Source organism: Streptomyces sp. NPDC054770, from assembly GCF_053611985.1.
Window position 1 is genome coordinate 1 of the sequence record NZ_JBSHBL010000069.1, and the last position, 26,674, is coordinate 26,674.

Annotated in this window: 28 protein-coding genes; 15 read left to right on the forward strand and 13 right to left on the reverse strand. The window is 72.2% G+C overall.

Going from position 1 to position 26,674, the window contains the following annotated elements:
• Window positions 1–273: 273 nt before the first annotated feature.
• The 4 genes from ACWGKQ_RS39855 (at window position 274) to ACWGKQ_RS39870 (ending at window position 3,951) form a co-directional block, all read left to right on the forward strand.
• On the forward strand, window positions 274–1,422 hold the full coding sequence (locus tag ACWGKQ_RS39855; protein WP_453296948.1) for a S1C family serine protease: 1,149 nt from the start codon (window positions 274–276) through the stop codon (window positions 1,420–1,422).
• Window positions 1,423–1,461: 39 nt separating this feature from the next.
• Window positions 1,462–1,695, forward strand: a complete 234-nt coding sequence (locus ACWGKQ_RS39860; RefSeq protein ID WP_453296949.1) for a hypothetical protein — start codon at window positions 1,462–1,464, stop codon at window positions 1,693–1,695.
• Window positions 1,696–1,795: 100 nt separating this feature from the next.
• A complete protein-coding gene (locus tag ACWGKQ_RS39865) occupies window positions 1,796–2,530 on the forward strand; it encodes a response regulator transcription factor (protein WP_453296950.1) in 735 nt (244 codons plus the stop codon).
• Window positions 2,527–3,951: a HAMP domain-containing sensor histidine kinase gene (locus ACWGKQ_RS39870; RefSeq protein WP_453296951.1), complete on the forward strand. Its 1,425-nt coding sequence runs from the start codon at window positions 2,527–2,529 to the stop codon at window positions 3,949–3,951. Before ACWGKQ_RS39865 ends, ACWGKQ_RS39870 begins: the two co-directional genes overlap by 4 nt.
• Here ACWGKQ_RS39870 and ACWGKQ_RS39875 read toward each other — a convergent pair.
• The 4 genes from ACWGKQ_RS39875 to ACWGKQ_RS39890 form a co-directional block, all read right to left on the reverse strand.
• Window positions 3,923–4,099, reverse strand: a complete 177-nt coding sequence (locus ACWGKQ_RS39875; protein WP_453296952.1) for a hypothetical protein — start codon at window positions 4,097–4,099, stop codon at window positions 3,923–3,925. The genes ACWGKQ_RS39870 and ACWGKQ_RS39875 overlap by 29 nt on opposite strands.
• A 161-nt stretch (window positions 4,100–4,260) precedes the next feature.
• Window positions 4,261–4,542 carry a hypothetical protein gene (locus ACWGKQ_RS39880; RefSeq protein ID WP_453296953.1) on the reverse strand — a complete coding sequence of 94 codons (282 nt, stop codon included), beginning with the start codon at window positions 4,540–4,542 and terminating at the stop codon, window positions 4,261–4,263.
• 112 nt (window positions 4,543–4,654) lie between these two features.
• Entirely contained in the window at window positions 4,655–4,897 is a 243-nt protein-coding gene (locus ACWGKQ_RS39885; protein WP_453296954.1) for a hypothetical protein, read from the reverse strand.
• A gap of 9 nt (window positions 4,898–4,906) precedes the next feature.
• Entirely contained in the window at window positions 4,907–5,959 is a 1,053-nt protein-coding gene (locus ACWGKQ_RS39890; protein WP_453296955.1) for an Lrp/AsnC family transcriptional regulator, read from the reverse strand.
• 139 nt (window positions 5,960–6,098) lie between these two features.
• Between ACWGKQ_RS39890 and ACWGKQ_RS39895 the strand changes: the two genes are divergently transcribed.
• Window positions 6,099–7,013 (forward strand): alpha/beta hydrolase, encoded by a 915-nt coding sequence (locus ACWGKQ_RS39895; RefSeq protein WP_453296956.1) that lies wholly within the window; start codon window positions 6,099–6,101, stop codon window positions 7,011–7,013.
• A gap of 49 nt (window positions 7,014–7,062) precedes the next feature.
• Here the strand turns inward: ACWGKQ_RS39895 and ACWGKQ_RS39900 are convergent, their stop codons facing one another.
• Window positions 7,063–7,485 carry an organic hydroperoxide resistance protein gene (locus ACWGKQ_RS39900; protein WP_453296957.1) on the reverse strand — a complete coding sequence of 141 codons (423 nt, stop codon included), beginning with the start codon at window positions 7,483–7,485 and terminating at the stop codon, window positions 7,063–7,065.
• 29 nt (window positions 7,486–7,514) lie between these two features.
• Window positions 7,515–8,435 carry a helix-turn-helix domain-containing protein gene (locus ACWGKQ_RS39905; protein WP_453296958.1) on the reverse strand — a complete coding sequence of 307 codons (921 nt, stop codon included), beginning with the start codon at window positions 8,433–8,435 and terminating at the stop codon, window positions 7,515–7,517.
• Between the two features lie 154 nt (window positions 8,436–8,589).
• Between ACWGKQ_RS39905 and ACWGKQ_RS39910 the strand changes: the two genes are divergently transcribed.
• Together ACWGKQ_RS39910 and ACWGKQ_RS39915 are read left to right on the forward strand one after the other, a co-directional pair.
• Window positions 8,590–9,366, forward strand: a complete 777-nt coding sequence (locus ACWGKQ_RS39910; protein WP_453296959.1) for a PH domain-containing protein — start codon at window positions 8,590–8,592, stop codon at window positions 9,364–9,366.
• A gap of 67 nt (window positions 9,367–9,433) precedes the next feature.
• The gene (locus tag ACWGKQ_RS39915; protein ID WP_453296960.1) at window positions 9,434–10,147 is read left to right on the forward strand and encodes a response regulator transcription factor; all 714 of its coding nucleotides are present in this window, start codon (window positions 9,434–9,436) and stop codon (window positions 10,145–10,147) included.
• Here the strand turns inward: ACWGKQ_RS39915 and ACWGKQ_RS39920 are convergent.
• From ACWGKQ_RS39920 to ACWGKQ_RS39930, 3 genes are all read right to left on the reverse strand, one after another.
• Window positions 10,137–11,927: an ABC transporter ATP-binding protein gene (locus tag ACWGKQ_RS39920; protein ID WP_453296961.1), complete on the reverse strand. Its 1,791-nt coding sequence runs from the start codon at window positions 11,925–11,927 to the stop codon at window positions 10,137–10,139. The genes ACWGKQ_RS39915 and ACWGKQ_RS39920 overlap by 11 nt on opposite strands.
• Before the next feature lie 497 nt (window positions 11,928–12,424).
• Window positions 12,425–12,586, reverse strand: a complete 162-nt coding sequence (locus ACWGKQ_RS39925) for a hypothetical protein (protein WP_453296962.1) — start codon at window positions 12,584–12,586, stop codon at window positions 12,425–12,427.
• A 207-nt stretch (window positions 12,587–12,793) separates the two neighbouring features.
• Entirely contained in the window at window positions 12,794–14,590 is a 1,797-nt protein-coding gene (locus tag ACWGKQ_RS39930) for a bifunctional metallophosphatase/5'-nucleotidase (protein WP_453296963.1), read from the reverse strand.
• Window positions 14,591–14,758: 168 nt separating this feature from the next.
• Between ACWGKQ_RS39930 and mshD the strand changes: the two genes are divergently transcribed.
• Window positions 14,759–15,688 carry a mycothiol synthase gene (gene mshD, locus ACWGKQ_RS39935; RefSeq protein ID WP_453296964.1) on the forward strand — a complete coding sequence of 310 codons (930 nt, stop codon included), beginning with the start codon at window positions 14,759–14,761 and terminating at the stop codon, window positions 15,686–15,688.
• 34 nt (window positions 15,689–15,722) lie between these two features.
• Here the strand turns inward: mshD and ACWGKQ_RS39940 are convergent, their stop codons facing one another.
• The 4 genes from ACWGKQ_RS39940 to ACWGKQ_RS39955 are packed head-to-tail and all read right to left on the reverse strand — an operon-like array spanning window position 15,723 to window position 19,523.
• The gene (locus tag ACWGKQ_RS39940; RefSeq protein WP_453296965.1) at window positions 15,723–17,264 is read right to left on the reverse strand and encodes an ABC transporter permease; all 1,542 of its coding nucleotides are present in this window, start codon (window positions 17,262–17,264) and stop codon (window positions 15,723–15,725) included.
• Window positions 17,261–18,133 (reverse strand): ABC transporter ATP-binding protein, encoded by an 873-nt coding sequence (locus tag ACWGKQ_RS39945; RefSeq protein ID WP_453296966.1) that lies wholly within the window; start codon window positions 18,131–18,133, stop codon window positions 17,261–17,263. Before ACWGKQ_RS39945 ends, ACWGKQ_RS39940 begins: the two co-directional genes overlap by 4 nt.
• A gap of 32 nt (window positions 18,134–18,165) precedes the next feature.
• Window positions 18,166–18,975 carry a zf-HC2 domain-containing protein gene (locus tag ACWGKQ_RS39950; RefSeq protein ID WP_453296967.1) on the reverse strand — a complete coding sequence of 270 codons (810 nt, stop codon included), beginning with the start codon at window positions 18,973–18,975 and terminating at the stop codon, window positions 18,166–18,168.
• Window positions 18,972–19,523 carry an RNA polymerase sigma factor gene (locus tag ACWGKQ_RS39955; protein ID WP_453296968.1) on the reverse strand — a complete coding sequence of 184 codons (552 nt, stop codon included), beginning with the start codon at window positions 19,521–19,523 and terminating at the stop codon, window positions 18,972–18,974. The genes ACWGKQ_RS39950 and ACWGKQ_RS39955 overlap by 4 nt, the downstream gene beginning before the upstream one ends.
• Before the next feature lie 111 nt (window positions 19,524–19,634).
• On the opposite strand from ACWGKQ_RS39955, the gene ACWGKQ_RS39960 reads away from it, so the two are divergent.
• The 7 genes from ACWGKQ_RS39960 to ACWGKQ_RS39990 all read left to right on the forward strand — a co-directional run bounded on the left by ACWGKQ_RS39960 (window position 19,635) and on the right by ACWGKQ_RS39990 (window position 26,583).
• Window positions 19,635–20,045, forward strand: coding sequence for a GntR family transcriptional regulator (locus ACWGKQ_RS39960; RefSeq protein WP_453296969.1), 411 nt, complete (start codon window positions 19,635–19,637; stop codon window positions 20,043–20,045).
• The gene (locus ACWGKQ_RS39965; RefSeq protein WP_453296970.1) at window positions 20,042–20,923 is read left to right on the forward strand and encodes an ABC transporter ATP-binding protein; all 882 of its coding nucleotides are present in this window, start codon (window positions 20,042–20,044) and stop codon (window positions 20,921–20,923) included. Before ACWGKQ_RS39960 ends, ACWGKQ_RS39965 begins: the two co-directional genes overlap by 4 nt.
• Window positions 20,920–21,834 (forward strand): ABC transporter permease, encoded by a 915-nt coding sequence (locus ACWGKQ_RS39970; RefSeq protein WP_453296971.1) that lies wholly within the window; start codon window positions 20,920–20,922, stop codon window positions 21,832–21,834. Before ACWGKQ_RS39965 ends, ACWGKQ_RS39970 begins: the two co-directional genes overlap by 4 nt.
• Complete coding sequence (locus tag ACWGKQ_RS39975; protein ID WP_453296972.1) at window positions 21,834–22,613, forward strand: hypothetical protein; 780 nt, start codon at window positions 21,834–21,836, stop codon at window positions 22,611–22,613. Before ACWGKQ_RS39970 ends, ACWGKQ_RS39975 begins: the two co-directional genes overlap by 1 nt.
• Before the next feature lie 196 nt (window positions 22,614–22,809).
• A complete protein-coding gene (locus ACWGKQ_RS39980; protein WP_453296973.1) occupies window positions 22,810–25,167 on the forward strand; it encodes an RNA degradosome polyphosphate kinase in 2,358 nt (785 codons plus the stop codon).
• Window positions 25,148–26,170, forward strand: coding sequence for a CHAD domain-containing protein (locus ACWGKQ_RS39985; RefSeq protein ID WP_453296974.1), 1,023 nt, complete (start codon window positions 25,148–25,150; stop codon window positions 26,168–26,170). Before ACWGKQ_RS39980 ends, ACWGKQ_RS39985 begins: the two co-directional genes overlap by 20 nt.
• Window positions 26,167–26,583 (forward strand): NUDIX hydrolase, encoded by a 417-nt coding sequence (locus ACWGKQ_RS39990; protein ID WP_453296975.1) that lies wholly within the window; start codon window positions 26,167–26,169, stop codon window positions 26,581–26,583. The genes ACWGKQ_RS39985 and ACWGKQ_RS39990 overlap by 4 nt, the downstream gene beginning before the upstream one ends.
• Window positions 26,584–26,674: the final 91 nt, after the last annotated feature.

The following is a 26,674-nucleotide window of genomic DNA, read 5'->3' on the forward strand; positions in this document are numbered from 1 at the left end:
GGGCGTGGGGGGGGGGGGGGGTTTTGCTGCCGCAGTACCCCCCCCCAAAAAATCAAAAACATCGGGGGGCGGCTGGGGGCCCCTTTTTGGGGGCGCGGGGAACTGCGCGACAAGCCCCCACCGGGCCGCACCCACAGGAAAGCCTTCATGAACCCCGTCTGAGAACCCCGCGCGACCTGCGAGAAGGTTCTTTATATCGGGCAAACGAGCTTCTCGCGGCGTTCTCAGCGGGCACTCAGGAGGCTCTCATGGTCGCGGGACAAGCTATTTGGCATGACCGAGAGCTTCCGCCGCAGCGGCGAGTACGAGAACCCGCAGGGTCCCCAGGGTGACGCCTACCAGGGCGCGTACCCCCAGCAGCAGCAGCACGCCTCCTCCCCCGTGAACCCGGAGTGGCCGCCGCCTCCCACCCACCAGCCGGCGACCATGGAGCCGGCGGCCGACGGCGGTCAGGGCGGCTACGGCGGCGGTACGACCGTGCTCCCCGCCGTCGGCGCCGACGCGGAGCACCCCGAGCACTCGGCCCACGCCAAGCAGAAGCGCACCCGGGGCCCGATAGCCCTGCTCGCCGCGGTCGCGATCGTCGCGGCAGCCGTCGGCGGCGGCACCGCATACGCCTTCCAGGAGCTGACCGGCAAGAACCAGGTCGTCTCCAGCAGCACCACCACCAGCGTGGTGCCCTCCAGCAAGAAGGGCGACGTCGCCACGATCGCCGCCGCCGTCAGCCCGAGCGTCGTCGAGGTCAACGCGACCCTCAGCAACGGCACCTCCACCGGTTCCGGGATCATCATCACCAGCGACGGCGAGATCATCACCAACAACCACGTCATCTCCGGCGCCCAGTCGGTCAAGGTCTCCACCAGCAACGGCAAGTCGTACACCGCCAAGGTGGTCGGCACCGACAGCTCCAAGGACCTCGCCCTTCTCAAGCTCCAGGGCGCCTCCGGCCTCCAGACCGCCACTCTCGGCAACTCCGACGGGGTCCAGGTCGGCGACTCGGTCGTGGCGATCGGCTCCCCCGAGGGCCTGACCGGCACCGTCACCAGCGGCATCGTCTCCGCGCTCAACCGGGACGTGACCGTCTCCACCGACGAGGGCCAGCAGGAGCAGCAGCAGGGCAGCGGCGGCAGCGGCCAGTGGCCGTTCTCCTTCGGCGGCCAGCAGTTCAACGGCGACACCGGCTCGTCCACCACGACCTACAAGGCGATCCAGACGGACGCCTCGCTGAACCCGGGTAACTCCGGCGGCGCGCTGATCGACGCCGGCGGCGACATCATCGGCATCAACTCGGCGATGTACAGCGCCAGTTCCGACTCCTCCTCGTCCTCCTCGGACGCCGGCAGCGTCGGCCTCGGCTTCGCCATCCCGATCAACACCGTCAAGGCCGACCTGGCCAAGCTGCGGTCCGGCTCCACCAGCTGAACCACCCGGTACCAGAGCAAGAGAGCAAGGGAGTACGTCATGATCAAGCAGGTTTCGCACCCGATGACCGCCGACAGCCCGGCCGGTTTCAGCCTGGCCCTTGCCGTGGCGTACGAGCTCCACGCACCGACGGAGGCGGCGGTGGCCCCGACCCCGGCCCCGCGCGCCCCGGAGGTCGCCCCGGCCCCGCAGCTGATGGGGCTCCGTACCTCCGCGGCCCGTCCGCACCAGCGCAAGGTGCCCCTGAGCCGCATGACCCTGGTACGTGGCTAGGGCGTTCGCCCCACCAGCACGCATACCCGACAGCCCGGAAACATGCGAGGCTGAGAGGCGTCCCGACCACGAACCACCGCACCCCGAGGAACCGCGAGCGATGAGCCCCGCCGATGGCGACCGTGAACCCCAGCGCATCCTGATCGTCGACGACGAGCCGGCCGTACGCGAGGCTCTCCAGCGCAGTCTCGCCTTCGAGGGGTACGAGACCGAGGTCGCGGTCGACGGCGCGGACGCGCTGGAGAAGGCGACGGCCTACAAGCCGGACCTGATCGTCCTCGACATCCAGATGCCCCGCATGGACGGCATGACGGCCGCCCGCCGCATCCGCGGGGCCGGCGACACCACCCCGATCCTGATGCTGACGGCCCGCGACACGGTCGGCGACCGCGTCACCGGCCTCGACGCCGGGGCCGACGACTACCTGGTCAAGCCCTTCGAACTCGACGAGCTCTTCGCCCGCATCCGGGCCCTCCTGCGCCGCAGTTCCTACGCGGCCTCGCTCTCCGAAGGAGCCCAGGAGGACGAGGCCCTGACCTTCGGCGACCTGCGCATGGACCTCGCGACCCGCGAGGTCACCCGGTCCGGCCGCCAGGTCGAGCTGACCCGCACCGAGTTCACCCTCCTAGAGATGTTCATGGCCCACCCGCGCCAGGTCCTCACCCGCGAGCAGATCCTGAAGGCCGTCTGGGGATTCGACTTCGAGCCCTCCTCGAACTCCCTCGACGTCTACGTCATGTACCTCCGCCGCAAGACCGAGGCCGGCGGCGAACCGCGCCTCGTCCACACCGTGCGCGGCGTCGGGTACGTCCTGCGCCAGGGCGGCGCGGAGTGAACAGGCTCACCACCCGCTTCCGCACCCTCCCGATCCGCGCCCGGCTGTCGATGCTGGTCGCGGCGGCGGTGGCGTTCGCGGTGGCGGCGGTTTCGGTGACGTGCTGGTTCATCGTGCAGGGGAAGCTGTACCAGCAGCTTGAGAGCGACCTGCAGAAGGTGCGGGGGCCGGCGAACATGGTCGCCCAGAACGCCCTCATCGACTGCACCAGCACGGTTCAGGACACCAGCGGCCTGCGGGTCAGCTACGGCCAGGTGGTCAAGACGGACGGCTCGTTCTGTCTCACTCACGACGCCACGGGCGTGATCAAGGTCAGTCAGGCCGAGAAAGCGCTCATCAAGGCCGGGAACACCGACACCTTCTACTTCAGCAACGGCACCGACGCGGACGGCAACCCGCTGCGCGTGATGACCCAGGTGTTCGCCACCAACAGCGGCTCCTACGTCGGGCTGGTCACCGCCGTCCCCCTGAAGAGCACCCAGGACACCCTCAAAGACCTCGCCCTGATCCTCCTCCTCGTCTCCGGCATAGGAGTCCTCGGCGCCGGAGCCGCCGGCCTGGCAGTCGCCCGTGCCGGCCTGCGCCCCGTCGACAAGCTCACCGAAGCCGTCGAGCACGTGGCCCGTACCGAGGACCTGAGTGTCCGCATCCCCGTGGAGGAGGAGTCGGACGACGAGATCGCCCGGCTGTCGCGCTCCTTCAACAGCATGACCAGCTCCCTGGCGAACTCCCGGGAACTCCAGCAGCAGCTGATCGCGGACGCCGGTCACGAACTCCGCACCCCCCTGACCTCCCTCCGCACGAACATCGAACTCCTCACCCGCAGCGAGGAGACCGGCCGCCCGATCCCCCCGGCCGACCGCAAGGCGCTGCTCGCCTCGGTCAAGGCGCAGATGACGGAGCTGGCGTCGCTGATCGGCGACCTCCAGGAGCTGTCCCGCTCGGAGGGGCAGCGCGGTGAGCGCGTGCAGATGGTGGCGCTTCAGGACACGGTCGAGGCGGCCCTGCGCCGCGCCCGCCTGCGCGGCCCGGAGCTGACGATCACGGCGGACGTCCAGCCGTGGTTCGTACGGGCCGAGCCCTCCGCCCTGGAGCGGGCGATCGTCAACATCCTCGACAACGCGGTGAAGTTCAGCCCGGAGGGCGGCAAGATCGACGTCGCCCTGGACCGCGGTGTCCTCACCGTCCGCGACCACGGCCCCGGCATCCCCGAGGACGAACTCCCCCACGTCTTCGACCGCTTCTGGCGCTCCCCGAGCGCGAGGGCCCTCCCGGGCTCGGGGCTGGGCCTGTCGATCGTGGCGCGCACGGTGCAGCAGGCCGGCGGCGATGTGACTCTGGCCCGCGCCAACGGCGGCGGCACCGTGGCGACAGTACGGCTGCCGGGGGCGCCTACGGCTCCGCCGGAGGCGGGGCAATAGGTTCGGCTTCCTGCCAGAAGATCCAGTGGGCGTCGAAACCCGGGAGCAGCTCGGGCGTGTGCTCGGCGACAGCAGCCCGCAAAGCATCCGGCGTCCGCTCCGGCATCGGCGGGATGACCTGGTCGTTCTCCGTGGCGTGAGCGGTCATGACCGAGGACCTCCTTCGTCGCTTCAGGTCTACGACCATAGCCGCCTCGCACTCCGTGGATCCGTCGTTCGTGTCGTCGTCACGGGATCGGGCATATGTCACCCGAATGTGCGCCGACCGGTCTCTCCCTTGACCCCGGCGGCCGGGGGCTTGCCGGAGGCTCAGTGGAGGCCGAGCGTCCCCGGGGAGTCGATGTCCACCGTGAGGATGCCGGGCGGGTAGTCGCCCTCTTGGCCGGTAAGGATGATCGACATGCCTCCGGTCTCCAGATGTGGCTCGGCGACATACAGCGCGTGGCAGATGTCGTGCCCGCCCCATCCCTCGCGGTACATCGCACCGACCGTGGCCGCCGCTGCCTGGCCGAGCGGGTCGACCACGACACCCGCGAGACGGAGAACGTCGCTGGCAGCGCCCTTCTCCTGCGCTCGGCGTGCATGAGGCACAGCGCGGGGATGTGCAGCCGGTCACCGGGGGTGTGGGCGACATTGTCGGCCAGCAGGTGGAGAGCCCGGTGCCCTCGCGTCATCGCGACGACAGCGGTCGTGTCAAGAATGATCACGCGGCCTTGCCCCGCTGGGCGTGCATCTTCTCGGCGGCCATCGCGTAGATGCCGGCCAGCACGTCCGGCCCCTGGTCGAACTCCTCGTCGGTGAGGGTGCAGCCCATCCGCTCGCGCAGCACCTGACGGGTGGCCGCTACCCGTTCGGCGATCTGCGCGGCGGTGAGCTGCTGTGCCGCCAGGTCCTCGACGAGCTGTCCCAAGGTCAGGCCTCGCTCCTTGGCGACCTGGGCGATCATCGGGCGGCCTCACCCGTTCGTGGCAGCCGCCCCTCCCCGCGATCCCCTGCCGCCTGGTACCGGCTGGACCGGTGCGGGAGTGCGTTTCGCGGCGCGGCTGACGATGGCGGTCTCGACCTGGGTGATGCCCAGGCCGACCAGGTCGCGGGAGAGGAAGCCGTAGAGGGCGGTCAGGTCCGGGAAGTACGCGGCCGCGTGCAGGTTCGAGGGGCCCGACGTCGCGAACGCGCCGTGCACCGAGGGGTGGTCGGCCAGCGCCTGCCCGGCGGCGGCCAGATGGTCGGGGGCCACGTGCAGCAGGAGCTTGGCCTCGATGGGCAGCCCGAGGCGGCGCGGATCCACCAGGACCTGGGTGATCAGGCGGCCCTGGGCGGTCAGTTGGGCGAGCCGGCGGCGCACGGTGCTCTCCGGGTGGCCGGTCCGGGCGGCCAGGGCCGCCGCGGTCAGGCGCGCGTCGGGGGTGAGGGCGTCGATGAGTGCCTGTTCCAGGGCGTCGGCGTCGACACCGTACGGGCCCTCGGAACCGGAAGCCGTCGCCCCGGGCACCGGACCTGCCGGGCTCAGCGCCGCGCGTTCGGGCGTGGTCAGCACCTGGTGACGCCACTCGGAGGTGAGCCGGAAGACGTGCAGGATCGTGGCGCTCTCCAGGGACGTCACCGCCTGGGTGGAGGGCAGTTGGCGGAAGACCAGCGGATCGCGTGAACCCGGCTCGGTGCGGGCGACCGCGAAGATCTCGTCGCCCGCGGTGGTGACGTCGATGAACGGGATGTCCTCGCGTGCCGCGAGCGCGGCCACGATCGTGTCGAGCTTTCCCCGCAGGACCCGGATGCGCAGGAACAGGGCCCCGGCCGAGCCGCCGCCTCGCGGCCGCGCCACCGGTGAGACCACCACGCGCACGGTGCCGTCGGCGCCGAGCGCGTGCAGGCGGCGGCGCACGGTGGCGGAGCTGAGCCCCAGTACGTGGGCCGCCCGCTCCGCGGTGAGGCGGCCGTCGCACTGCAGCGCGGCCACCAGCCGCTGATCCATGAGGCTCAGTACGGAATCCGCCGATGCGCGCGTCATGAAGGGAAGTTTCGCCCATCGGGTGGCCGTGCGGAGCCCGTCTCGGGGACGGCGCCCCAAGCATGGATGGCATCCACCGTGCCCCGGGCCCGCTGTTTCCACAACGGCCCGTAAGCGACGATTCACCACGGAGGTCCATGTGCCCGCGTCCAGGCAACGGGAGAAAGTACGTTTCGCCAGCGGTGACACCTCGTGTGCCGCCTGGCACTATCCGGGGTCCGACGGCGGCTGTGTGATCATGGCCGGCGGCACCTCGGTGACGAAGGAGCCGGCCTCCGACCTGTTCGCCGCGCGGTTCAACGACGCCGGTTTCGCGGTCCTGGCCTTCGACCACCGGCGGTTCGGGGAGAGCGGCGGCTCGCCGCGCCAGATCGTCCGCTTCGACGAGCAGGTCGCCGACTGGCACGCCGCGATCGAGTGCGCGGCCGGTCTGCCGGACGTCGACCCGGACCGGATCTCGGTCTGGGGCTTCTCGCTCGCGGGCGGCCACGTCTTCCGGGTCGCGGCCGACCACCCGCGACTGGCCTGCGCGATCGCGCAGACCCCGCTGGTCGACGGCCCCGCGATCGCCCCCCACGCGCTGCGCTCCATGACGCCCCTGTCGGCGCTGCGACTGTTCGGCCGGGGCGTCGCGGACGCGCTCGGGAGCCTCGTCGGGCGTCCGCCGCTGCTGGTCCCGACCGCCGGACCGCGCGGCGCGGTCGCCTCGCTCACCACGGCCGACGCCATGGACGGCGACCGGGCCCTCGACCCCGACCGCCGCCACGCGAACTGGGAGCAGACGGTCGCCGCACGGATCGCCCTCCAGATCGGCGGGTACCGGCCCGGCCGCCATGCCTCACGTATCCGGTGCCCCCTGCTGGTCGTCGTCTGCGACCAGGACCAGAGCGTGCTCACCGACCCCGCCGTCCGGGCCGCCCGGAACGCACCCCGGTCCGAGGTGGTGCACCTGGCGGGCCGTCACTACGCCCCGTTCCTCGAGTCGCACGAGAAGGCCGTCGCGGCGGAGATCTCCTTCCTGCAGAGGCATCTGGATCCCCGCGATCCCGGGTGAGGGGGAGCGCGGGGAGCCCGCGAGGAGCGCGAGGGGTTCGGCCCCCGGCTCAGACCGTCGCTTCGAGGGTGACCGAGATGTTCCCCCGGGTGGCGTTGGAGTACGGGCACACCTGGTGGGTGGTCTCCACGAGCCGGTCGGCGATGGCCTGCTCCAGGCCGGGCAGGTGTGCCGTCAGTGCGACCTCCAGTGAGAAGCCCCCGTCGTCCAGGGCGATCAGGCTCACCGTGGACCTGACGGTCGACTCGCCCAGCGTCACCTTCTGCTGACCCGCTATCAGGCGCAGCCCGTTGTGGAAGCAGGCGGCGTAGCCGGCGGCGAAGAGCTGCTCCGGGTTGGTCCGGTCGCCGCCGGGGCCGCCCATCTCCTTCGGGACCGCGAGGAGTTCGTCGAGCACCCCGTCGGAGGTGCGGACCTCTCCGTTGCGGCCGTCGCCGGTCGAGAGCGCTTCGGTGGTGTACAGCGTGGACAAGGTGTCTCCATTCACAGGGTGTGCAGAATTCACAGGTGTTCAGAAACGGCGGACGGGTTGCGGGCCGCCGGACGCTCGCGTCCGTCCGGGGCCGTGGCCCGGGCGAGCAGGGTCAGCGCGGCCTGCGAGGCGGAACCCGCCACGGCGGTGACCGCGACGAGTCGCTGCCCTCGCCCGTCCGGGACCGGTACGGCCTGCTGGGTGACGTCCATCGGCCCGACGAGCGGATGCCGCATCCGGTAGGCCGCGGTGTCCCAGGCGCGGACCCGGTGCTCGGACCACAGCTCGGTGAACTCCGCACTGTGCATCACCAGTTCACCGATGAGCGCGGCCAGCAGCGGATCGTCGGGGTACCGGCCGACGGCCAGCCGCAGTCTGCCCACCGCGTCTCTGGCCTTCTTCGGCCAGTCCGCGTACAGCTCGCGGGTATGGGCGTCCCGGAAGACCAGCCGTGCGGTGTTCGGACGCCGGGCCGGGTCCTGCGGGCTCCCCGGATCGAGGTGCCCGGCGAAGAGCGCGTGTCCGGTACGGTTCCAGGCCAGTACGTCGCTGCGGCGGCCGAGCACGACGACCGGAGTGTCCCCGAAGGCGTCGATGAGCTGCCGGGTCGGCTCGGTGATGCGCTCGGGTGCCGGCGGCTTGCGGGTCCGGTCCTTGCCGCCGCCTTTCCGCCCGCTGCCGGCGAGGTCGTACAGGTGACGGTGTTCGGTCTCGTCCAGGCGAAGTGCCCCGGCGAGCGCGTCCAGTACCTCCGTCGACGCGCCCCGTGACAGCCCCTGCTCCAGCCGCGTGTAGTACGACTCGCTCACTCCCGCCAGCCGGGCGAGCTCGTCCCGGCGCAGACCCGGCACCCGCCGCCGCTCGTCGAACTCCGGCAACCCGACGTCCGACGGCTGTAGTTGTGCCCGGCGCGTCCGCAGGAACCGCCCCAACTGCGACTTGCTCTTCATGGACCCGAGTATGGATACGGGCGGCGGCGCGTGCCTGCCCCTGCCAGTGCCAGGCAGGGCGACCACCGGGTCGGCGGCCGGACGCCACAGAGGGCCGTCCTATCCTCTCTCCAGTCGCGCATCCGTTCGGTGCGCCTGGGGGAGGGTACGGGGCATGGACGAGGGCGGCGGCGAACGGGAATACCGGAAACGGCGGAGGCTGCCGTGGTCGTATCTCGGGCTGCTGGGGCTGGTGTTGATGAACGCGTTCATCCAGACCGCCCGGGTGTCCGGTGACCCGCCCGGCGGCGGGGACGGGAACCGGTGGGGGCCGCCGGTGATCGGCGTGCTGCTGCTGGTGACGCTGGCGCGGGTCGTTCTGGAGCAGTACCGGGCGTACACGCGGGTCACCCCCGCCGGGATCACCGCGCAGGGGCCGCTACGGGCCCGTACCTGGGCCTGGTCGGAGGTGTACGACATCCGGGTCGAGCAGGCGCCGCGCGGTTCCGGGCGGGCGGCGCCCCGGTGGCTCACCTACCTGTACGACTTCCAGGGCCGCCGCTTCCTGCTCCCGCACCTCGACGACTGGCAGCTGGACGACCCCTACGCCGAGGTCGCGGAGCTGTGCCTGGCCGCCGCCCCGCACCGCAGCCTCACCTGGGAGCGGCGCCCGGACGTGGAGGAGCGGATCCGGCAGGGCGCCGTGCGGCGCAGGGCGTGGACGTGGGGGGCGTACGGCGCCGTCGCGACGATGGTCGTGATGATCGTGGTCTCCGTGACGCTGGTGATCGCGGGGTGGACCGACCACGTCTTCCTGCTGATCGTGTGCGTGCCGCTGGCCTCGGGCGCCGTCCTCGCCGCCGTACTCCAGTGGTACTGGAGCACCCGGCCGCCGCGCTCCGCAGTGGTGCAGGGGCCCGACTGGGGTCACGGCGGCCCGACACAGCCGTAGCCCATCCACATCCCTCACCCAGCCACGCCACAGCCCCTCGTCACACTTTTGTCGGATGGCGAGTCAGATGGCGAGGAAGATTTTGCTGGCCGACGACGACGCGGCCGTGCGGGACGGGATCAGCCGGCTGCTCAGGTTCGAGGGGTACGAGACGCTCCTCGCCGACGACGGCAGAGTGGCCCTCGATCTCCTCGGGGCCCCGGAGGGCGCGCCCGACCTGGTGCTGATGGACGTGGAGATGCCGGGTCTCGACGGCCTGGCGGCCACCCGGCGGATCCGGGCGTCCGGGTCCACCGTGCCGATCCTGATGATCACGGGGCGGAATGCCGTGGGCGATCGCATCGTCGCCCTCGACAACGGGGCCGACGGGTATCTGGCCAAGCCGTTCGCCGCCGAGGAACTCCTCGCCCGGGTGAGGGCGTTGCTGCGGCGCAGCCCACGGCGGGAGACGGTGGCGGAGCCGGGCGGAGGCCGGGTGCTCGGGTACGAGGACGTCTCGATGGATCTGCGGACCCGGACCGTGCACCGCGGGGACCGGGCCCTCGATCTGACCAGGACCGAGTACGCGCTGCTGGAGCTCCTGCTGCGGCACCCGGGGCGGGTGCTCGGCCGGGACCGGATCCTGCGGGACGTGTGGGGCTACGAGTTCGCGCCCGCCTCCAACACGCTGGACGTCTACATCATGTACCTGCGGCGGAAACTGGAGAGCCGCGGCGAACCGCGGCTCGTGCACACCGTGCGCGGGATGGGGTACACGCTCAGGAGCGCTCCTACCACCTGAGGATCATCGTCTCGTCGGGGGCCGGCGTCGCCGACTCGGCCGCGACGGCCTCGGGGAGCGGGTGGGCCAGGGCCGCGTAGGCGCCGTCGCGGGCGAGGAGTTCGGCGTGCGTGCCCGCCTCCACCAGGCGGCCGTGGTCGACGACCAGGATGCGGTCGGCGTCGGGGGCCAGGGTGAGGTCGTGCGTGATCATGATGGTCGTACGGCCGGCCATGAGCCTGCGCAGCGGGGCCACCACCTGGCGGGCGGCGATCGCGTCCAGGCCCGCCGTCGGCTCGTCGAGGACGAGGACCGGGGCGGCGCGGAGCATCGCGCGGGCGATGGCGATGCGTTGCAGCTGGCCGCCGGAGAGGGCGGCCGTGCCGGGGGCGATGTGGGTGTCGTAGCCCTCGGGGAGGGCGGCGATGAAGGCGTGCGCGGCGGCGGCGCGCGCGGCCTGCTCGATCTCCTCGTCACTCGCGCCGGGCCGGCCGCACTCGATGTTCTCGCGGACCGTGCCGTTGAGGATCAGCGTCTGCTGCGGGAGCAGGGCGACGTTCTCGCGGAGGAACTCCAGGGGTACGTCGCCGAGCGGGACGCCGTCCAGGCAGATCACGCCGGCCGAGGGGTCGTAGAAGCGGGTGAGGAGCTTGGAGAGGGTGGACTTGCCGGCCCCGCTCTTGCCGGTGACCAGGACCAGTTCGCCGGGTCCTGCCGCGAAGTCGACGTCCCGGAGGGAGGCGCGCGGGGACTCGGGGTAGCGGAAGGAGACGTTGTGGAAGCTGACCCAGCCGCGGACGGGCCAGGGGCCGACCGGGCGGGCGGGGTCGGTGACGGCGGGCTCGGCGTCCAGGATCTCGCCGATGCGCTCGGCGCCCGCGGTGGCCGCGGTGAGGGTGAGGCCGAGCTGGCCGAGGTTGCGGATCGGCGGGTAGAGGTAGCCGAGGAAGGCGGCGAAGGCGAGGAGCTGGCCGAGGGTCATGCGGTCGGCGGAGATCTCCCAGACGCCCAGGCCGATCACGGCGAGCACGCAGAGGGTCTCGACGACCTCGACGAACTGCGCGTACATCTCGCTGAGCCGGGCGCCGCGCACGCTCGCCCGCATCCAGGCGCGGGCCTCGACGTCGAGGCGCTTCTCCTCGTCCCGGCGGCGGTTGTACGCCTGGGTGAGGATCACGTTGCCGAGGGACTCCTCCACCACGGAGGTGATCGCGCCGTCGGCGACCCGCTCGTCCTGGGACGCCGTCCTGATCCGGCCGGAGAAGCGGCGGGCGGCGAACAGGAACAGCGGCGCGAGGACGAAGGTGACCAGCGCCAGGTCCCAGCGCAGCCAGAAAGCGGCGGCCGCGTAGAAGACGGCGGAGAAGGCGGCGGCGACGGTGCCGACGACACCGGACACGACCATCTGCTCGATGGCCTCGACGTCACCGGTGAGGCGTTCCACCAGGTCGCCCTGGCGGTGCTGCTGGAAGAAGTGCGGGGGCAGGTCCTGGACGTGCCGGAAGACCTTGGCGCGCAGGCGCAGCACGAATCTCTCGGCGGTCCAGGTGGCCAGCGAGTTGCCGAGGTAGCCGACGAACGCGCCCACCGCGGCGACCAGCAGCCAGGCGCCGGCCGGGCCCCAGAAGGCGGAGAGCGAACCGGCCTTGAGGGCGTTGTCGGTGAGGTCGGCGAAGAGCAGGATCGCGGCGGTCTCGGCGAGCGCGGACACCACGACACACGCGATGATCATCCACAGCCACTTGCGGTCGCCGCGGGTCAGCGGCCAGAAGCGGCGGAAGGCCACGCGGGCTTCTCTCATGGTCGACAACTCCCTTCAGAGGTATCGGGGCGATAGGGGTTCTCGGGGGGTGGACATGGCCGAGGCGGGGCCACCGGTGCGACCACGCGTAACCGGTGACCCCGCCTCACGGCGTGTCTCAGTGCTTGTCGCCGATGGGGCGCTTCGGAGCCGGCTTCTTCGGCGCGGGCTTCTTCGGGGCCGGGGCCGGCTTGCGGTGCTTCTTGACGGGGACGATCTTGTGGAAGCTCATGGTGTTCTGCCTCTCTGCGGCGGCTTGTGCCGTGACGTCTGTCGTGGTTCTGCAACAGTTTCTCTACTGCCCCGCTGCAACAACCTGTGAATTGATTTGAATTACTTCTGTAAATTCTTTGTCAGCGCTCGTCGCCGACCGGGCGGCGCTTCGGAGCCGGCTTCTTCGGCGCGGGCTTCTTCGGAGCCGGAGCGGGCTTGTGGTGCTTCTTGACGGGGACGATCTTGTGGAAGCTCATGATGTTTCCCTCCTTGATGCTGGTGACTTAGCGGTGACCGACAGGGCGCTTGGGCTGGGACTTCTTGCAGTCCTTCTTCTTCGGGGCCGGCTTCGGGGCGGGCTTCTCGGCCTTCTTCACCGGGACGATCTTGTGGAAGCTCATGTCCTTCTCCTTCGTTCCGTCGTCCGCGCCGTTCGCTTTCGACATGGAAAACATTACGTGACCCGAGAGCCGAAGAAAGCCATTTTCAGTTAGACCTCGATGAATTGCGGCTGAGATGAATTTTCAGGAGCAACCGGGAACCGTTCGCTACCTCACATAGGTTTTATCCAGCAGACGCAGCAGACGCAGCAGAAAGGGCCCGGTACGCACGGGTGTGCGTACCGGGCCCTCGGGCCGGGCGGAGACGGGCGACTACTGCACGATCGTGATCCGGTTCGCGGCCGGCGGCGCGAGCGGGCTCGTGGCCGAGGAGTTGGCCGTCAGGTACTGGGCGAGGGCCGACAGGTCGTCGGTGCCGACGAGGTCCCCGGTGCCCTGGCCGAGAGTGGGGAAGCCGTCGCCGCCGCCCGCGAGGAAGGAGTTGGTGGCGACGCGGTAGGTGGCGGCCGGGTCGACGGCGGCGCCGTTCAGCCTGACGGAGTCGGTGACGACGCGGTCCGCGCCGGTCTTCGTCAGGTCCAGGGTGTAGGTGAGGTTCGCGGACGGCTGGAGGATCTTCGGGGCCGCCGCGTTCGTACCGCTCACCTGCTCCTTGAGCACCTGGAGCAGCTGCGCGCCGGTGAAGTCCTGGAGGTTCACGGTGTTGGCGAACGGCTGCACGGTGAAGCCCTCGGCGTAGGTCACCACGCCGTCGCCCTCGCTCCCCTTGGCCGCGTACGTCAGCCCGGCCCGCACCCCGCCCGGGTTCATCAGCGCGAGGTCGGTCCCCGGGTCCAGCTCCCTGCCGTACGCGAACTGGGCGTCGGCGATGAGGTCGCCCATCGGGGACTCGGTGCCGGTGCTGTTGACGTCGGCGGAGATGTAGCCGATGGCGCGGTTGCCGATCGGAGCGGCGAGGGTGTTCCACCTGCTGATCAGCTCGGTCATGTCGGGCGCCTTGGCGACGTCCCGGGTGACCACGTGGTTCGCGGACTTCACGGCCGTACGCGCGATGTCACCGGTGCGGCGGTCGTAGGTCAGCGTGGTGTCCGTGTAGAGGCGGCCGAAGGAGGCGGCCGAGGTGACCATGCGGGGGTGGCCGGCCGGGTCGTCGACCGTGCACACATACGCGGTGTGGGTGTGCCCGGTGACCAGCGCGTCCACGGCCGGGGTCACGTTCTTCGCGATGTCGACGATCGGTCCGGAGATGCCGTCGCCGGCGCCCGGCGAGTCGCAGTCGTAGTTGTAGTTGGCCGAGGACGGGAAGCCGCCCTCGTGGACCAGCGCGACGATCGACTGGACGCCCTGGCGCTGGAGCACCTTGGCGTACTTGTTGATGGTCTCGACCTCGTCCTTGAAGGCCAGGCCCTTGACGCCGTCGGCGGAGACGATGCCGGGCGTGCCCTCCAGGGTGACGCCGATGAACCCGATCCTGACGTCCTTCTTCTTCCAGACCCAGTAGGGCTTGAGGATCGGCTTGTCCGTCTTCTCGTCGAGGACGTTGGCCGCCAGGTAGGGGAAGTCGGCACCCTTGAACTTCTTGCCGGCGTAGCAGCCGTCAGTGGGGTGGCAGCCGCCGTTCTGGAGGCGGGCCAGTTCCCTGGCACCCTCGTCGAACTCGTGGTTGCCGACCGTCGTCACGTCCAGGTCGAGCTTGTTGAGCGCCTCGATGGTCGGCTCGTCGTGGAAGAGGCCGGAGATCAGCGGGGAGGCGCCGACCATGTCGCCGCCGGCCGCGGTGACGGAGTACGGGTGCCCCTTGCGGGCCTGGCGCAGATGGGTGGCCAGGTACTCCACACCACCGGCGTCGATCGTCTTCGTCGTGCCGTCGGCCTGGGTCTCGGTGACCCGTCCCGAGGAGCCGGCCGGCGGCTCAAGGTTGCCGTGCAGGTCGTTGAAGGAGAGCAGCTGGACGTCCTGGTATCGGCCGGGGCGCTGGTGCCCGTGGCCCTTGCCGGAGTGCGCGTCGGCGGGCAGCGCGCTCGCCAGGGCCGCGGCGGTGGCGAGCCCGGCGGCCGAGGCGAGCAGCGCGTACGTACGCCGTCTGGACGGTCTGGACTTCGCTTGCATGGAGCCCCCTGTGGGTCTGCTGAGAAGTGGCCCGGTCCGGCGCAGCCTAGGGTCAACGCGCGTAGCGCAACAGGGGGTTCATGGTTACATCTTGGTTGCCGGTTGCCCTGCCCTTTACCTTTCGCCGGTGTCCCCACTTTGCCGATCAGGCGCCGTACCCTCGTACGCATGACCAGCGACGACACCGCACGGCCGCCCATGTACTCCCGCTCCATCGACACCTTCTCCGCGCTCACCCCGGATCAGGCCGAGGCCGTACGGGAACTGCTGGCGGAGGCCGCGCGGGCCGACGGCCAGCAGCCGGTGTCCGAGCAGGGCCGCCTCCAGCTGACCGGCGGTGCCCGGGAGGGCGTCTCCCATCTGCTCCTCACCGTCGGGGACGAACTCGTGGGCTACGCCCAGCTGGAGGACACCGACCCGGTGGAGGCCCCGGCCGCGGAACTCGTCGTCCACCCGGCCCACCGGGGCCACGGCCACGGCCGCGCGCTGGGCTCCGCCCTGCTGGGCGCGTCCGGCAAGCGGCTGCGGGTGTGGGCACACGGCGGCCACTCGGCGGCCCGCCACCTCGCGCAGGTCCTCGGCCTGACCCTGTTCCGTGAACTGCGCCAGATGCGCCGCCCGTTGACCGGCCTGGACCTGCCGGACCCGAAGCTGCCCGAGGGCGTCACCGTGCGCGCCTTCGTCCCCGGCCGGGACGACGCGGCCTGGCTCGCCGTCAACGCCGCCGCCTTCGCCCACCACCCGGAACAGGGCTCGCTCACCCAGCGCGACCTGGACGACCGCAAGGCCCAGCCCTGGTTCGACCCGGCGGGCTTCTTCCTCGCCGAGCGCGGCACCGAACTCCTCGGCTTCCACTGGACGAAGGTGCACGAGGCGGAGGGCCTGGGCGAGGTCTACGTCCTCGGCGTCTCCCCGGCCGCCCAGGGCGGCGGCCTCGGCAAGTCCCTCACCACGATCGGCCTGCGCCACCTGGCCGACCGCGGCCTGCCGACGGCGATGCTGTACGTCGACGCCGACAACACGGCGGCGGTCGCGGTCTACGAACGCCTGGGCTTCACGACCCACGAGACCGACCTGATGTACCGGACGGAGACCTGAGGGGCCTCGGCGGCCGGGGTCGTCCATGCCCGGGTCAGCCCGCCGGGCAGTCGTCCGGGCCCTTCGGCACCCGCACGCCGAGCAGGCGGGCCGCCTCGGCCGTCGTCGTGTGCGCTGAGACCAACTGCTGCCAGTGGGACTTCACCCGGGCCGCCACCGTGTCGTGCGGCTCCCGCAGCAGCTCCCGTACGACCTCGGTCTGCTGGGCCGAGACGGACATGCTGCCGCCGTCCGAGGTGAGGACCGCGGCCGGGCCGCTGAGGCTGTCGTCGATGCGGAGGTGGCGGAAGGTGGCGGTGGGGGTGGGGTCGTCGGCCAGGGCCAGCCACATCGTCGTCACCACGCGGGCGTCGCACATGTCCAGGGAGGCGTGTTCGCTGCCCGCGACCAGGACCCGGGCGACCCCGACCGCGAACTCGGGGACCCGGTTGCCGCCCCACTGGGTGCCGACGGTGACCGTGCCCGGGGTGGAGCTGGTCGGGAGGGTGGCGTCCGCGGTCAGGTCGGTGATCTCCTGGATGCGCTGGCGGACGGTCAGCCGGGTGGTGGCCTGCGGGCCGGCCGCCTCGGCGCGGACCCGGTGGACCACTCCGGCCCAGTCGACCGTCCAGCCCTTCCAGTCCGGGTACGCGCAGTACCGGGAGCCGTCGCGCTCGACGCACGTCTGGAACTTCGCCGGGTGGTCCGCCTCCGCCTTCCGCGCGGCCTGCAGACCGGCGGAGTCCCCCGGCGACTGACCGGCCACGCCGGCCACCGCGGCCGCCAGGGCCACGGCCGTCGCCGCCTTCAGGACCCGCGCCCGGCCGCCGGCCACCCACATCGCCGCACACACCAGCAGCACCGTGAGCCCCACCAGGTACAGCGCGTGCCAGCCCGCCGGGCGGCCCAGCAGTTCGCCGGGGACCGGGGTGCCGCCGTTCTCCAGCACCACCGGCCACAGCCAGTGCACGGCGTGCGTCCCCGCACCGCCGGGCACCGCGCTGGTGACAAGGCCGAGGGCGAGCAGGAAGACCAGCGGGGCCGCCGGGTGGGGCAGGACCCGGGCCAGCAGCACGCCGAGCGCGCCGGCGAGCAGGACGGTCAGCGGGGCCACCGCCAGTTCGAAGAGCGAGCCGTGGCCGACCGCGCCGGGCCGCAGTGCCGACCAGGCGAACTGGACGTCGACCAGCACGGCCATGCCGACGGCGAAGGGCACGACGGAGAGCGCGTGGGCGAGCGTGCGGCGCGCGGGCGACATCGGCAGCACCCCGAACTGCTCCTCCAGGCCCCGGCGCCGGTTCAGCATCGTCGCCCGGTGCACGCACACCAGCAGGGCGACGGCGAACAGCTCCGGGGCGCCCTGGGTGGTGCGGTCCACGTCGTGCAGGACCGGGTAGGCGTCCATGCCCTCGTCCTGGCCGAACAGGCCGTAGCCGACGTAGGCGAGAAACAGCAGACCGAAGACCAGCAGCGGGATCTGGAGGAGCAGCTGGCGGGCCTCGAACAGGGCCAGGGCGACGACGGACGCGGACGCGGTGTCACGGTCGTGGTCCGCGTGCGCGGCGGCCGCCGGCTCCGTCACGAGTGTCGTCGTCATGCCGCCGCCACCTCCGTGCCCTCCGCGCCCTGCGCGTCGAGGAGCAGCAGGTAGCCGTCCTCCAGGGTCGGTTCGAGCAGGTCGGCGCCGGCGGGCGGGTCGCCGACGTTGCGGAAGGCGCCGGTGCCGGTGCGCCAGCTCGCCCGGGCGCCCGGGGCGCGTTCCGTGCTGCTCCACACGCGGCCGGCCGCGCGGTCCGTCAGCCCGGCCGGTGTGCCGTCGAACCGGACCCGGCCGCCGGCCAGCACGACCACCCGGTTGCAGAGCATCGCCACGTCCTCGGTCTGGTGGGTGGAGAGCAGCACCGTGCGGCCTTCGCCCGCCTCCGCGATCAACTCCCGGAACCGCATGCGCTGTTCGGGGTCGAGTCCGACCGTCGGCTCGTCCAGGACGAGGAACCGGGGGTCGCCGACGAGCGCGGCGGCCAGCGCGACCCGCTGCCGCATCCCGCCGGACAGCCGCTTGATCCGCCTGCCGCGCACGTCGGCCAGGCCCACCTGGTCCAGCACCCGGCGCACCTCGCGGTGGCGGCCGCCCCGGTCGGTGAGCTCCTTGAGGATGGCGACGTAGTCGACGAACTCGAAGGCCGTGAAGTCCGGGTGGAAGCCGGGGGTCTGCGGGAGGTAGCCGAGCGAACGGCGGACCGCGAGCCGGCCGGCCGGGGTGGCCGGGTCCTCGCCGTGCACCGTGAAGGCGCCGCCGTCCGGCGGTACGGCGGTGGCGAGGACCTTCAACAGGGTGGTCTTCCCCGCGCCGTTGGGCCCGAGCAGGCCCGTGACGCCGTCCGTCAGGGACAGGGTGACGCCGTCGAGCGCCGGGGTGCCGCCGTAGCGCACGGTGAGGCCGGCGGCGGAGACAGTGGTGTTCAACGTAGGACTCCAGCGATCAGGCGATCAGTCGGTCAGTAGGGCTTGGCGTCGAAGCGGTCCCGCACCTGGTGCAGCAGGAGCGTCGCCAGCGCGGCGAGGGCGGCAGCCACGGACTGCCCGGCCGTGGTGAAGGCGGCCGGTGTGTGCGCCGGGTGCATCGCCGCCACCGCCATCAGGGCCGTCCACGCCCCGCCGACCAGTCCGGGCCCGAGCAGCGGGCCCAGCCGGACGGAGAGGGCGAGGCCGGCCGCGGTGAGCGCGAGGGCGGGCAGCAGCCAGCCGAAGGCGAGCAGGCCGTAGCCGGGCAGGGCCAGCGCGGCCAGGCAGTTGAGGCCGAGGGAGGCGGTCAGCGCGGCCACCGTGCGGATCATCAGCAGCCGGAAGCCGTGCGTCGGGGCGACCGCGGCGATCTCGTACGTCGGGTCGAGGACCGGTCCGTACGACAGCGCCACCGCGGCGAGCGGGAGCAGCGGGGCGAGAGCCAGGAACAGCGCCGGGGCGTCCACCGCGTGCACCACCAGGACGGTCGCCGCCAGCACGAACGCCACCGATGCCAGCCAGGAGCGGCGCAGCACCGGGGTGGCGGTGAGCAGCCGGGCGGTGGGCTCGGGGACGCGGAGGCGGACAAGCAGCCGTTCGCCCAACCCCGGCCTCGGCGCGTCCAGTTCGGCGTCGAGGCGGTCCCAGCCGGCGTCCAGCGCGACCGGGTCCGACACCGACGCGAGCACCGCACGGCACTCCGCGCAGGAGCCGACATGGGTGTCGGCCGACCACAGCAGCGGCGGCGCCAGCTCGCCGTGCGCGTACGCCCTCAGGTCCTCTTCGGACACGTGCCAGGTCATGCCAACTCCTCCCGCAGCTGCTTGCGCGCCCGCATCGCGCGGGTCTTGACCGTCCCCGGCGGGATGCCGAGCAGGACCGCCGCCTCGCGGGTGGTCAGTCCGTCGATCACCGTCGCCTGGAGCACCGCCCGCAGTTCGGGCGAGAGCCGGACCAGGGCCCCGGCGAGGTCCCCGTGCTCCACCCCCGCGAGCACGCGTTCCTCCGCCGAGGCCTCGTCCCGGTGCCGCAGCCGGGCCAGCGCCTGCCGCAGCCGGCCGCGGGCCCCGTCGCCGCGCAGCGCGTCGACCAGCCGCCGTGACCCGATCCGCCACAGCCACCCGGCGGCGTCGGCGTTCTCGACGTCCTCCCGGTAGCGGGCGGTCCCCCGCCACACCGCGAGGAACGTCTCCTGCACGACGTCGTCGACGACCGCGGGATCCGCGCACCGGCCGCGCAGCCGCGCGGTCAGCCACGGCGCGTACCGGCGGTACAGCTCCTCGAAGGCGCGCCGGTCCGCGTCCGCCGCGACCGCGCGCAGCAGCTCCCCGTCGCTTCTCGTTCCGCTCACGTCTCCTCATCGCACGAGCCCCGCCGACCGGTTCACGGAACCGGCCTTGACTTTCCGAACAATCTTGCACCACCCTTTCACTACTCAATTAGTGAAAGGGTGGTTGTACGGGTGGTCGAGTACCGCATCGACCGGCGCTCCGGCGTCGCCACCTACGTCCAGATCGTCCAGCAGACCAAGCAGGCCCTGCGCCTGGGTCACCTCCAGCCGGGAGACAGACTGCCCACCGCCCGTGAGGTGGTCGAGGCCACCGCCATCAACCCCAACACCGTCCTCAAGGCCTACCGGGAGCTGGAGCGCGAGGGCCTGGTCGAGGCCCGGCGCGGCCTCGGCACCTTCGTGAAGCGCTCGCTCGGCGCCGCCCCGGCCGCCGAGTCCCCCCTGCACGGGGAGCTGGACGACTGGGCCGCCCGCGCCCGCGCGGCCGGCCTGGACCGCGACGACGTGGCCGCACTCTTCACCGCCGTACTCGACACACACTTCGCCGTGCACGAGAAGCACCTGCAAGGAGAGAGTTCATGACCGACACCGCGATAGCGGCGTCCGCGCTCGGCAAGCGGTTCGGCCGGCGCGGGGGCTGGGCGCTGCGCGACTGCACCTTCCGGCTGCCCGCCGGGCGGGTGTGCGCCGTCGTCGGCCCCAACGGGGCGGGCAAGTCCACGCTCCTCGCCCTCGCCGCCGGCCTGCTGGGCGCCACCGAGGGCGAGCTGACCGTCCTCGGCACCACCCCGGCCGGGGCCCGCGCCCGGATCGGCTACGTCGCCCAGGACAAGCCCCTCTACCCGCAGCTCACGGTCGGCGAGACGCTGCGGATGGGCGCCGACCTCAACCCGGAACGCTGGGACGCGGCCGCCGCCCAGGAGGTGGTGGCCGCAGGCGACCTGGACCCGAAATCCCGGATCCGCGCCCTCTCCGGCGGCCAGCGCACCCGGGTCGCGCTCGCCCTCGCCCTCGGCAAGCGGCCCGAACTGCTCCTGCTCGACGAGCCGATGGCCGACCTCGACCCGCTCGCCCGGCACGAGCTGATGGGCGTGCTGATGGTGCAGGCCGCCCAGCACGGCACCACCATCGCGATGTCCTCGCACGTGGTCGCCGAACTGGAGGACTCCTGCGACCACCTGCTGCTGATCGGCGGCGGCCGGGTCCGGCTGGCCGGCGAGATCGACGACCTGCTGGCCGCCCACGCCCGGGTCGCCACCACCGCCGACACCGGCCTCGCACCGCACACCGTCGTCGAGTCCCGCACCACCGGCCGTCAGCTCAGCGCCCTGGTCCGCCCCGCCGGCCCGCTCCCCGACGACTGGCGCGCCACCACCCCCTCCCTGGAGGAGCTGGTCCTCGCCCACCTCCGCAACCCCCAGGCCCCGGCCCTGACCCCCACCGAGGAGGCCGTCGCGTGACCGCCCTGTCCGCATCCGCGCCCGTACCCGCAGCCACGGCCAGGCCCCGGCTGACCCGCTGGCTGCTGCGCCTGCACCGCCCGGCGCTGTACGTGTGGGCGGGCCTGGTGCTCGTCGCCGCCGCCCTGCTCCTCCTCCTGCACGGCCCGCTGACCGACGCGGCGGCCGACGCCTGGCGCCAGTACGACAGCTGCACGGACTGGCAGAGGTGTACGTACGACCAGAACGCGATCCTGCGCTACAAGGACTGGTACAACTACGCCACCCTGGCCGTGGCCACGGTGCCCTTGCTGGCGGCGGCCTGGGCGGGCGGCGCGTTCGGCAAGGAGCTGGAGTCCGGCACCGCCCGGCTGGCCTGGACCCAGTCCAGCACCCCGGTGCGCTGGCTGGCCGTCCGGCTCGCGATACCGGCCGCGGCCGTCGCCGCCGGGACCGCGCTCCTGGTCTGGCTGCACCATCTGGCCTGGGCCGCGGGCAACGGCCGTGTCGACACCGCCAAGCAGTGGTACGACGTCTGGACCTTCCACACCAACGGCCCCACCCTCGTCGCCCTGGCCCTGTGCGGCCTGACGGCGGGCGCGCTGACGGGCCTGCTGTCCCGCCGCACCCTTCCCGGCCTGGGCCTCGGCCTGCTCGTCACCGGCGTGCTCTGGGCCGTCGCCCAGCTGCTCCTGCCTCACCTGTGGCCGACGCGGACCGCCGGCGGAAAGGCCTTCTTCGCCCTCCCCGACAGCTCCTGGACGGTGCGGACCGGCAAGCACGCCGACGTCGCCTACGGCGACTACCACCCCGCCTCGCACTACTGGCCGCTCCAGCTGACCGCCACCGTCCTGCTTCTCGCCGTGACGGCCCTGCTGACCCTGGGCTGCTTCCTGGCGCTGCGCCGCCTGACCGGAAAGACGACCGCCTGATGACCGCCCTGCCCGCCGCTCCCCCGGCCCCGCACCGCTCCCTGAGCAGACTGCACCGCCCGGCGCTGCTCGGGTGGGCCGCGTTCGTGCTGCTGGTGACGGGCTGGCTGCTCTGGCTGCACCTCTCGGAGGTGCCGGCCGAGCGGAGCTGCCAGAGCTTCTTCGCCTACTCCCCCATGGGCGGCCACCCGCGCACCTGCGACTATTCGGCGTTCACCGACGCCAACAACCTCTTCAACGTCCTCGGCGAGGTCCTCAGCTACTCCTGCGTGGCCGTCGCCGCCTGGGCGGGCGGCGCGCTGGTCGGCCGCGAGCTGGAGTCCGGCACCGCGAAGCTCGCCTGGACCCAGTCCGTGTCCCCGGCCCGCTGGCTGGCCGGGAAGCTGACCGCGGCCGCCGTACCGCTGGCCGCCGGGGGCGGGCTGGCGGCGCTGGTCTTCGGCTGGGTGTGGAGTTCCGACCGGAAGTGGCTGGTCAGCAACTGGACCTACGACCGCGTGTTCATCCCGCACGGCCCGCTGCTGCCGGCCCTGCTCCTGCTCGGCCTCGCCGTCGGCGCCCTCGCCGGGATCGCGCTCGGCCGCACCCTCCCGGCGCTCGGCGCGGCCGCCGCCGTGACGCTCGTCGTCAGGCTGTACCTGCGCGAGGCGTGGAAGCCGCTGCACGGCCCGCTGCACGGCTTCTGGTCCGTACAACTCGTCGCCACCGCGATGGTGCTCGCCCTCACCGCCGCGGCCACGTTCGGCGCGTTCCGGCTCTTGCGCCGCCGGGCCCGCTGAGGGACCGTCGGTCCCGCGCGTCCCCCGGACGGGGGAAAGACGTACGGTGCCGGTGAGAAGGTCGTACAGGATCGTCGCTTTCGTGATCCCCAAGGCCTTCAGGGGCCGTTCACAGACGTCCGCGAGCCTCCCCCCGCTATCCCGCACGCCATGTCTTCGTAACCATTGGTTCAGACGGACTTGCGACGCTCAGCCAATGAAGCCCGCCGCGCCTGAGCCTTCGCCGCGCCCCGAGGGGTACGTGGGAAACGGGGTCGTCCAGCTCCCGCCCGCGCGTTCCGACGCGCCTGTGACGGCCCGGGCGCGGAAGAATGGGCTCATGAGTCAGCAGAACGCCCAGGCAGCCGAGGTTCAGCCCGCCCAGCCCTCCGTGGGCTCCATCGCCGCGCACCGCCCGCACACCGTGGCCGCCGCGGTCTCCGACCTGGAACCCGACCTCGACGCCGACCTCGACGCGTACGACGAGACGCAGGCCGACGGGACCCTGCTGCCCCAGGGGCGCTTCCTGGACCGGGAGCGCAGCTGGCTCGCCTTCAACGAGCGGGTTCTGGAGCTGGCCGAGGACCCCGAGACGCCCCTGCTGGAGCGGGCGAACTTCCTGGCGATCTTCGCGAGCAACCTGGACGAGTTCTTCATGGTCCGGGTGGCAGGGCTGAAGCGTCGCATAGCCACCGGTGTGGCCACGCGGTCCGCCTCCGGGCTGCAGCCGCGCGAGGTCCTGGAGATGATCTGGGCCCGCTCCCGCGAGCTGATGGCCCGGCACGCCGCCTGCTACCACGAGGACGTCGCCCCCGCGCTCGCGGAGGAGGGCATCCACCTGGTCCGCTGGGCCGAGCTGACCGAGAAGGAGCAGGCGCGGCTCTTCACGCTCTTCCGGCACCAGATCTTCCCGGTCCTGACCCCGCTGGCCGTCGACCCCGCGCACCCGTTCCCCTACATCTCCGGCCTCTCCCTGAACCTGGCCGTGGTCGTACGCAACCCGGTCAGCGGCCACAAGCACTTCGCCCGGGTCAAGGTGCCGCCGTCGCTGTCCCGCTTCCTGGAGAGCTCCCCGGGCCGCTACGTCCCCATCGAGGACGTCATCGGCGCCCACCTGGAGGAACTGTTCCCCGGCATGGAGGTCGTGGAGCACCACGCCTTCCGCCTCACCCGGAACGAGGACCTGGAGGTCGAGGAGGACGACGCCGAGAACCTGCTCCAGGCCCTGGAGAAGGAGCTCATGCGGCGCCGGTTCGGCCCGCCGGTGCGCCTGGAGGTCGAGGAGTCCATCGACCGCGAGGTCCTCGACCTGCTGGTCCGCGAACTGAAGGTCAACGAGGCCGAGGTCTACCCGCTGCCCGGCCCGCTCGACCTGACCGGCCTGTTCCGCATCTCCGGCCTCGACCGGCCGGAGCTGAAGTACCGCAAGTTCATCGCGGGCACCCACCGCGACCTCGCCGAGGTCGAGTCGGCGTCGGCGCCGGACATCTTCGCCGCCCTGCGCGAGCGGGACGTGCTGCTGCACCACCCGTACGACAGCTTCTCCACCTCCGTGCAGGCCTTCGTCGAGCAGGCCGCCGAGGACCCCGACGTCCTCGCCATCAAGCAGACCCTGTACCGGACCTCCGGCGACTCCCCGATCGTCAACGCGCTCATCGACGCCGCCGAGGCCGGCAAGCAGGTCCTCGTCCTGGTCGAGATCAAGGCCCGCTTCGACGAGCACGCCAACATCAAGTGGGCGCGCAAGCTGGAGGAGGCCGGCTGCCACGTCGTCTACGGCCTGGTCGGCCTGAAGACCCACTGCAAGCTGTCCCTGGTGGTCCGCCAGGAGGGCGAGACGCTCCGCCGCTACAGCCACGTCGGCACCGGCAACTACCACCCGAAGACGGCGCGGCTGTACGAGGACCTCGGCCTGCTCACCGCCGACCCGCAGGTCGGCGCGGACCTGTCCGACCTGTTCAACCGCCTCTCCGGCTACTCCCGCCGGGAGACGTACCGCCGCCTGCTGGTGGCCCCCAAGTCGCTGCGCGACGGCCTGATCGCGCGTATCGAGAAGGAAATACAGCACCACCGGGCCGGACGCCCCGCGTTCGTCCGGATCAAGGTCAACTCCATGGTCGACGAGGCGATCATCGACGCCCTGTACCGCGCGGCCATGGCCGGCGTGCCGGTCGACGTCTGGGTGCGCGGTATCTGCGCGATCCGCCCGGGCGTCGCGGGCCTGTCGGAGAACATCCGGGTCCGCTCGGTCCTCGGCCGCTTCCTGGAACACTCCCGGGTCTTCGCCTTCGGCAACGGCGGCGAGGCCGAGGTGTGGATCGGCAGCGCCGACATGATGCACCGCAACCTCGACCGCCGGATAGAGGCCCTGGTCCGGGTCACCGACCCGGCTCACCGAGCGACCCTCAACCGGTTCCTCGAATCCGGCATGTCCGACTCCACCTCCTCCTGGCACCTGGGCCCGGACGGCGAATGGACCCGGTACGCGACCGACGCCGACGGACGGCCGCTGCGCAACATCCAGGAGACGCTCATAGACGCCCGGAGGCGCCGGCGTGGCACAGCAACACCTTGAACCGACGGACCCCACGGCCCGGGTCGTCACCGGGGAAGCCCTCGCGGGCTACCTGCGCGCCCAGGCCACGGAGTTCCTCCGCGCGCTGCGCCTGCACCGGGAGACCGGGACGGCGAGCAGCGCGGCGGAGTCCGTCGACGCGGCCCGCGCCCTGCGCCGCTCGGCCCGGCGCATCAGCGGCAGCCTGCACACCTTCCGCCCGCTCCTCGACGCCGACTGGTCCGAGGAGATCCGCCCCGAACTGGCCTGGCTGTCAGGCACGTTGGGGCTTGAGCATGCCTACGAGGCCCGGCTGGAGCGGCTGTTGCTGGCGCTGCACCGCCTCTCCGGATCGACGGCCCTGCCGAGCCAGGCGACTTCGGAGGCGCCTCAGGACCGCGGCAACCTCACCGTCGGCGCGGCCAAGGCGGGCGCCCTGCTGGACCGCCAGCTCACCCTCGCCCGCACCCGCGCCCACTCCACCGCCCTCCAGGCGCTCGGCTCCTCCCGCTTCCACGCGGTCGCCGACAAGGTCGCGGTCCTGGCCAGCGAGGTCCCGCTGACGCCCGCCGCTCCCGGCACCGACCTGCGCCCGCCGGCCGCGGCAGCCGAGGAACGCCTCACCGACGCCATCGCCGCGCTCCCCCTGGTCACCGCCGGCCACCCCTACAACGCGGAGGCCCTGGTCCACGGCCTGTCCCCGGACCCCGCCCCGCACCCCCAGGACGGCCCCTGGCACCAGGTCCGCCTCCTGCTGCGCCTGCACCGCTACGCCCGCGAGGTGCTGTGCGGCGAGGGCGCGCCCGTGGACGTACGGCTGTTCGCGGCCGGCCAGGCCCTGAACCGCCACCGCGACGCCTCGGAGGCCGCCGCCGCGGCAGCCGCGGCCGCCCGCACCCCGCGCATCGCCCCCGCGACCGCCTACGCCCTCGGCGTCCTCCACGCCGACCAGCGGCACGAGGTCGAGGCGGCCCGCTTCGCCTTCCAGCAGGCGTGGCAGAAGCAGCGGGCGGAGGCGGTGTGAACGACACCCCGGTGCTGGCGGCGGGCTGCGTCCTGTGGCGCCGCTCGCCGGTCCACGGCGACCTGGAGGTCTGCCTCGTCCACCGCCCCAAGTACGACGACTGGTCCCACCCGAAGGGCAAACTCAAGCGCGGCGAGGCCGCGGACACGGCCGCGCTTCGCGAGGTGGCCGAGGAGACCGGCTACACGGCCACCCTCGGCACCGAACTCTCCACCGCCCACTACTACGCCAACGGCCGCCCCAAGGACGTCCGTTACTGGTCCGGCGAAGCAGGAGAGGGCCACTTCACCCCGAACCACGAGGTGGACAGAATCCTCTGGCTACGCCCACCGGAGGCCCGCCAACGCCTGACCCAGCCAAGAGACGCCGAACTGGTGGACGAGTTGCTGGCTTCACTGCACAACGCCCCATAAGGGGTGTCCCTTTCAGGGCGCGGAACTGGAGCGCCCGTAAGGGGCGCGGGGAACTGCGCGATCAGCCACGACGGCGCGGCGGCGAACCGAC

What these genes read in the sequence shown, in the direction of transcription:
- ACWGKQ_RS39855 (WP_453296948.1), top strand. Translation starts at nt 274, where the DNA reads ATGACCGAGAGCTTCCGCCGCAGCGGCGAGTACGAGAACCCGCAGGGT.
- ACWGKQ_RS39860 (WP_453296949.1), top strand. Translation starts at nt 1,462, where the DNA reads ATGATCAAGCAGGTTTCGCACCCGATGACCGCCGACAGCCCGGCCGGT.
- ACWGKQ_RS39865 (WP_453296950.1), top strand. Translation starts at nt 1,796, where the DNA reads ATGAGCCCCGCCGATGGCGACCGTGAACCCCAGCGCATCCTGATCGTC.
- ACWGKQ_RS39875 (WP_453296952.1), bottom strand. Translation starts at nt 4,099, where the DNA reads ATGACCGCTCACGCCACGGAGAACGACCAGGTCATCCCGCCGATGCCG.
- ACWGKQ_RS39885 (WP_453296954.1), bottom strand. Translation starts at nt 4,897, where the DNA reads ATGATCGCCCAGGTCGCCAAGGAGCGAGGCCTGACCTTGGGACAGCTC.
- ACWGKQ_RS39890 (WP_453296955.1), bottom strand. Translation starts at nt 5,959, where the DNA reads ATGACGCGCGCATCGGCGGATTCCGTACTGAGCCTCATGGATCAGCGG.
- ACWGKQ_RS39905 (WP_453296958.1), bottom strand. Translation starts at nt 8,435, where the DNA reads ATGAAGAGCAAGTCGCAGTTGGGGCGGTTCCTGCGGACGCGCCGGGCA.
- ACWGKQ_RS39910 (WP_453296959.1), top strand. Translation starts at nt 8,590, where the DNA reads ATGGACGAGGGCGGCGGCGAACGGGAATACCGGAAACGGCGGAGGCTG.
- ACWGKQ_RS39915 (WP_453296960.1), top strand. Translation starts at nt 9,434, where the DNA reads ATGGCGAGGAAGATTTTGCTGGCCGACGACGACGCGGCCGTGCGGGAC.
- ACWGKQ_RS39920 (WP_453296961.1), bottom strand. Translation starts at nt 11,927, where the DNA reads ATGAGAGAAGCCCGCGTGGCCTTCCGCCGCTTCTGGCCGCTGACCCGC.
- ACWGKQ_RS39925 (WP_453296962.1), bottom strand. Translation starts at nt 12,586, where the DNA reads ATGTCGAAAGCGAACGGCGCGGACGACGGAACGAAGGAGAAGGACATG.
- ACWGKQ_RS39930 (WP_453296963.1), bottom strand. Translation starts at nt 14,590, where the DNA reads ATGCAAGCGAAGTCCAGACCGTCCAGACGGCGTACGTACGCGCTGCTC.
- mshD (WP_453296964.1), top strand. Translation starts at nt 14,759, where the DNA reads ATGACCAGCGACGACACCGCACGGCCGCCCATGTACTCCCGCTCCATC.
- ACWGKQ_RS39940 (WP_453296965.1), bottom strand. Translation starts at nt 17,264, where the DNA reads ATGACGACGACACTCGTGACGGAGCCGGCGGCCGCCGCGCACGCGGAC.
- ACWGKQ_RS39950 (WP_453296967.1), bottom strand. Translation starts at nt 18,975, where the DNA reads ATGACCTGGCACGTGTCCGAAGAGGACCTGAGGGCGTACGCGCACGGC.
- ACWGKQ_RS39965 (WP_453296970.1), top strand. Translation starts at nt 20,042, where the DNA reads ATGACCGACACCGCGATAGCGGCGTCCGCGCTCGGCAAGCGGTTCGGC.
- ACWGKQ_RS39975 (WP_453296972.1), top strand. Translation starts at nt 21,834, where the DNA reads ATGACCGCCCTGCCCGCCGCTCCCCCGGCCCCGCACCGCTCCCTGAGC.
- ACWGKQ_RS39980 (WP_453296973.1), top strand. Translation starts at nt 22,810, where the DNA reads ATGAAGCCCGCCGCGCCTGAGCCTTCGCCGCGCCCCGAGGGGTACGTG.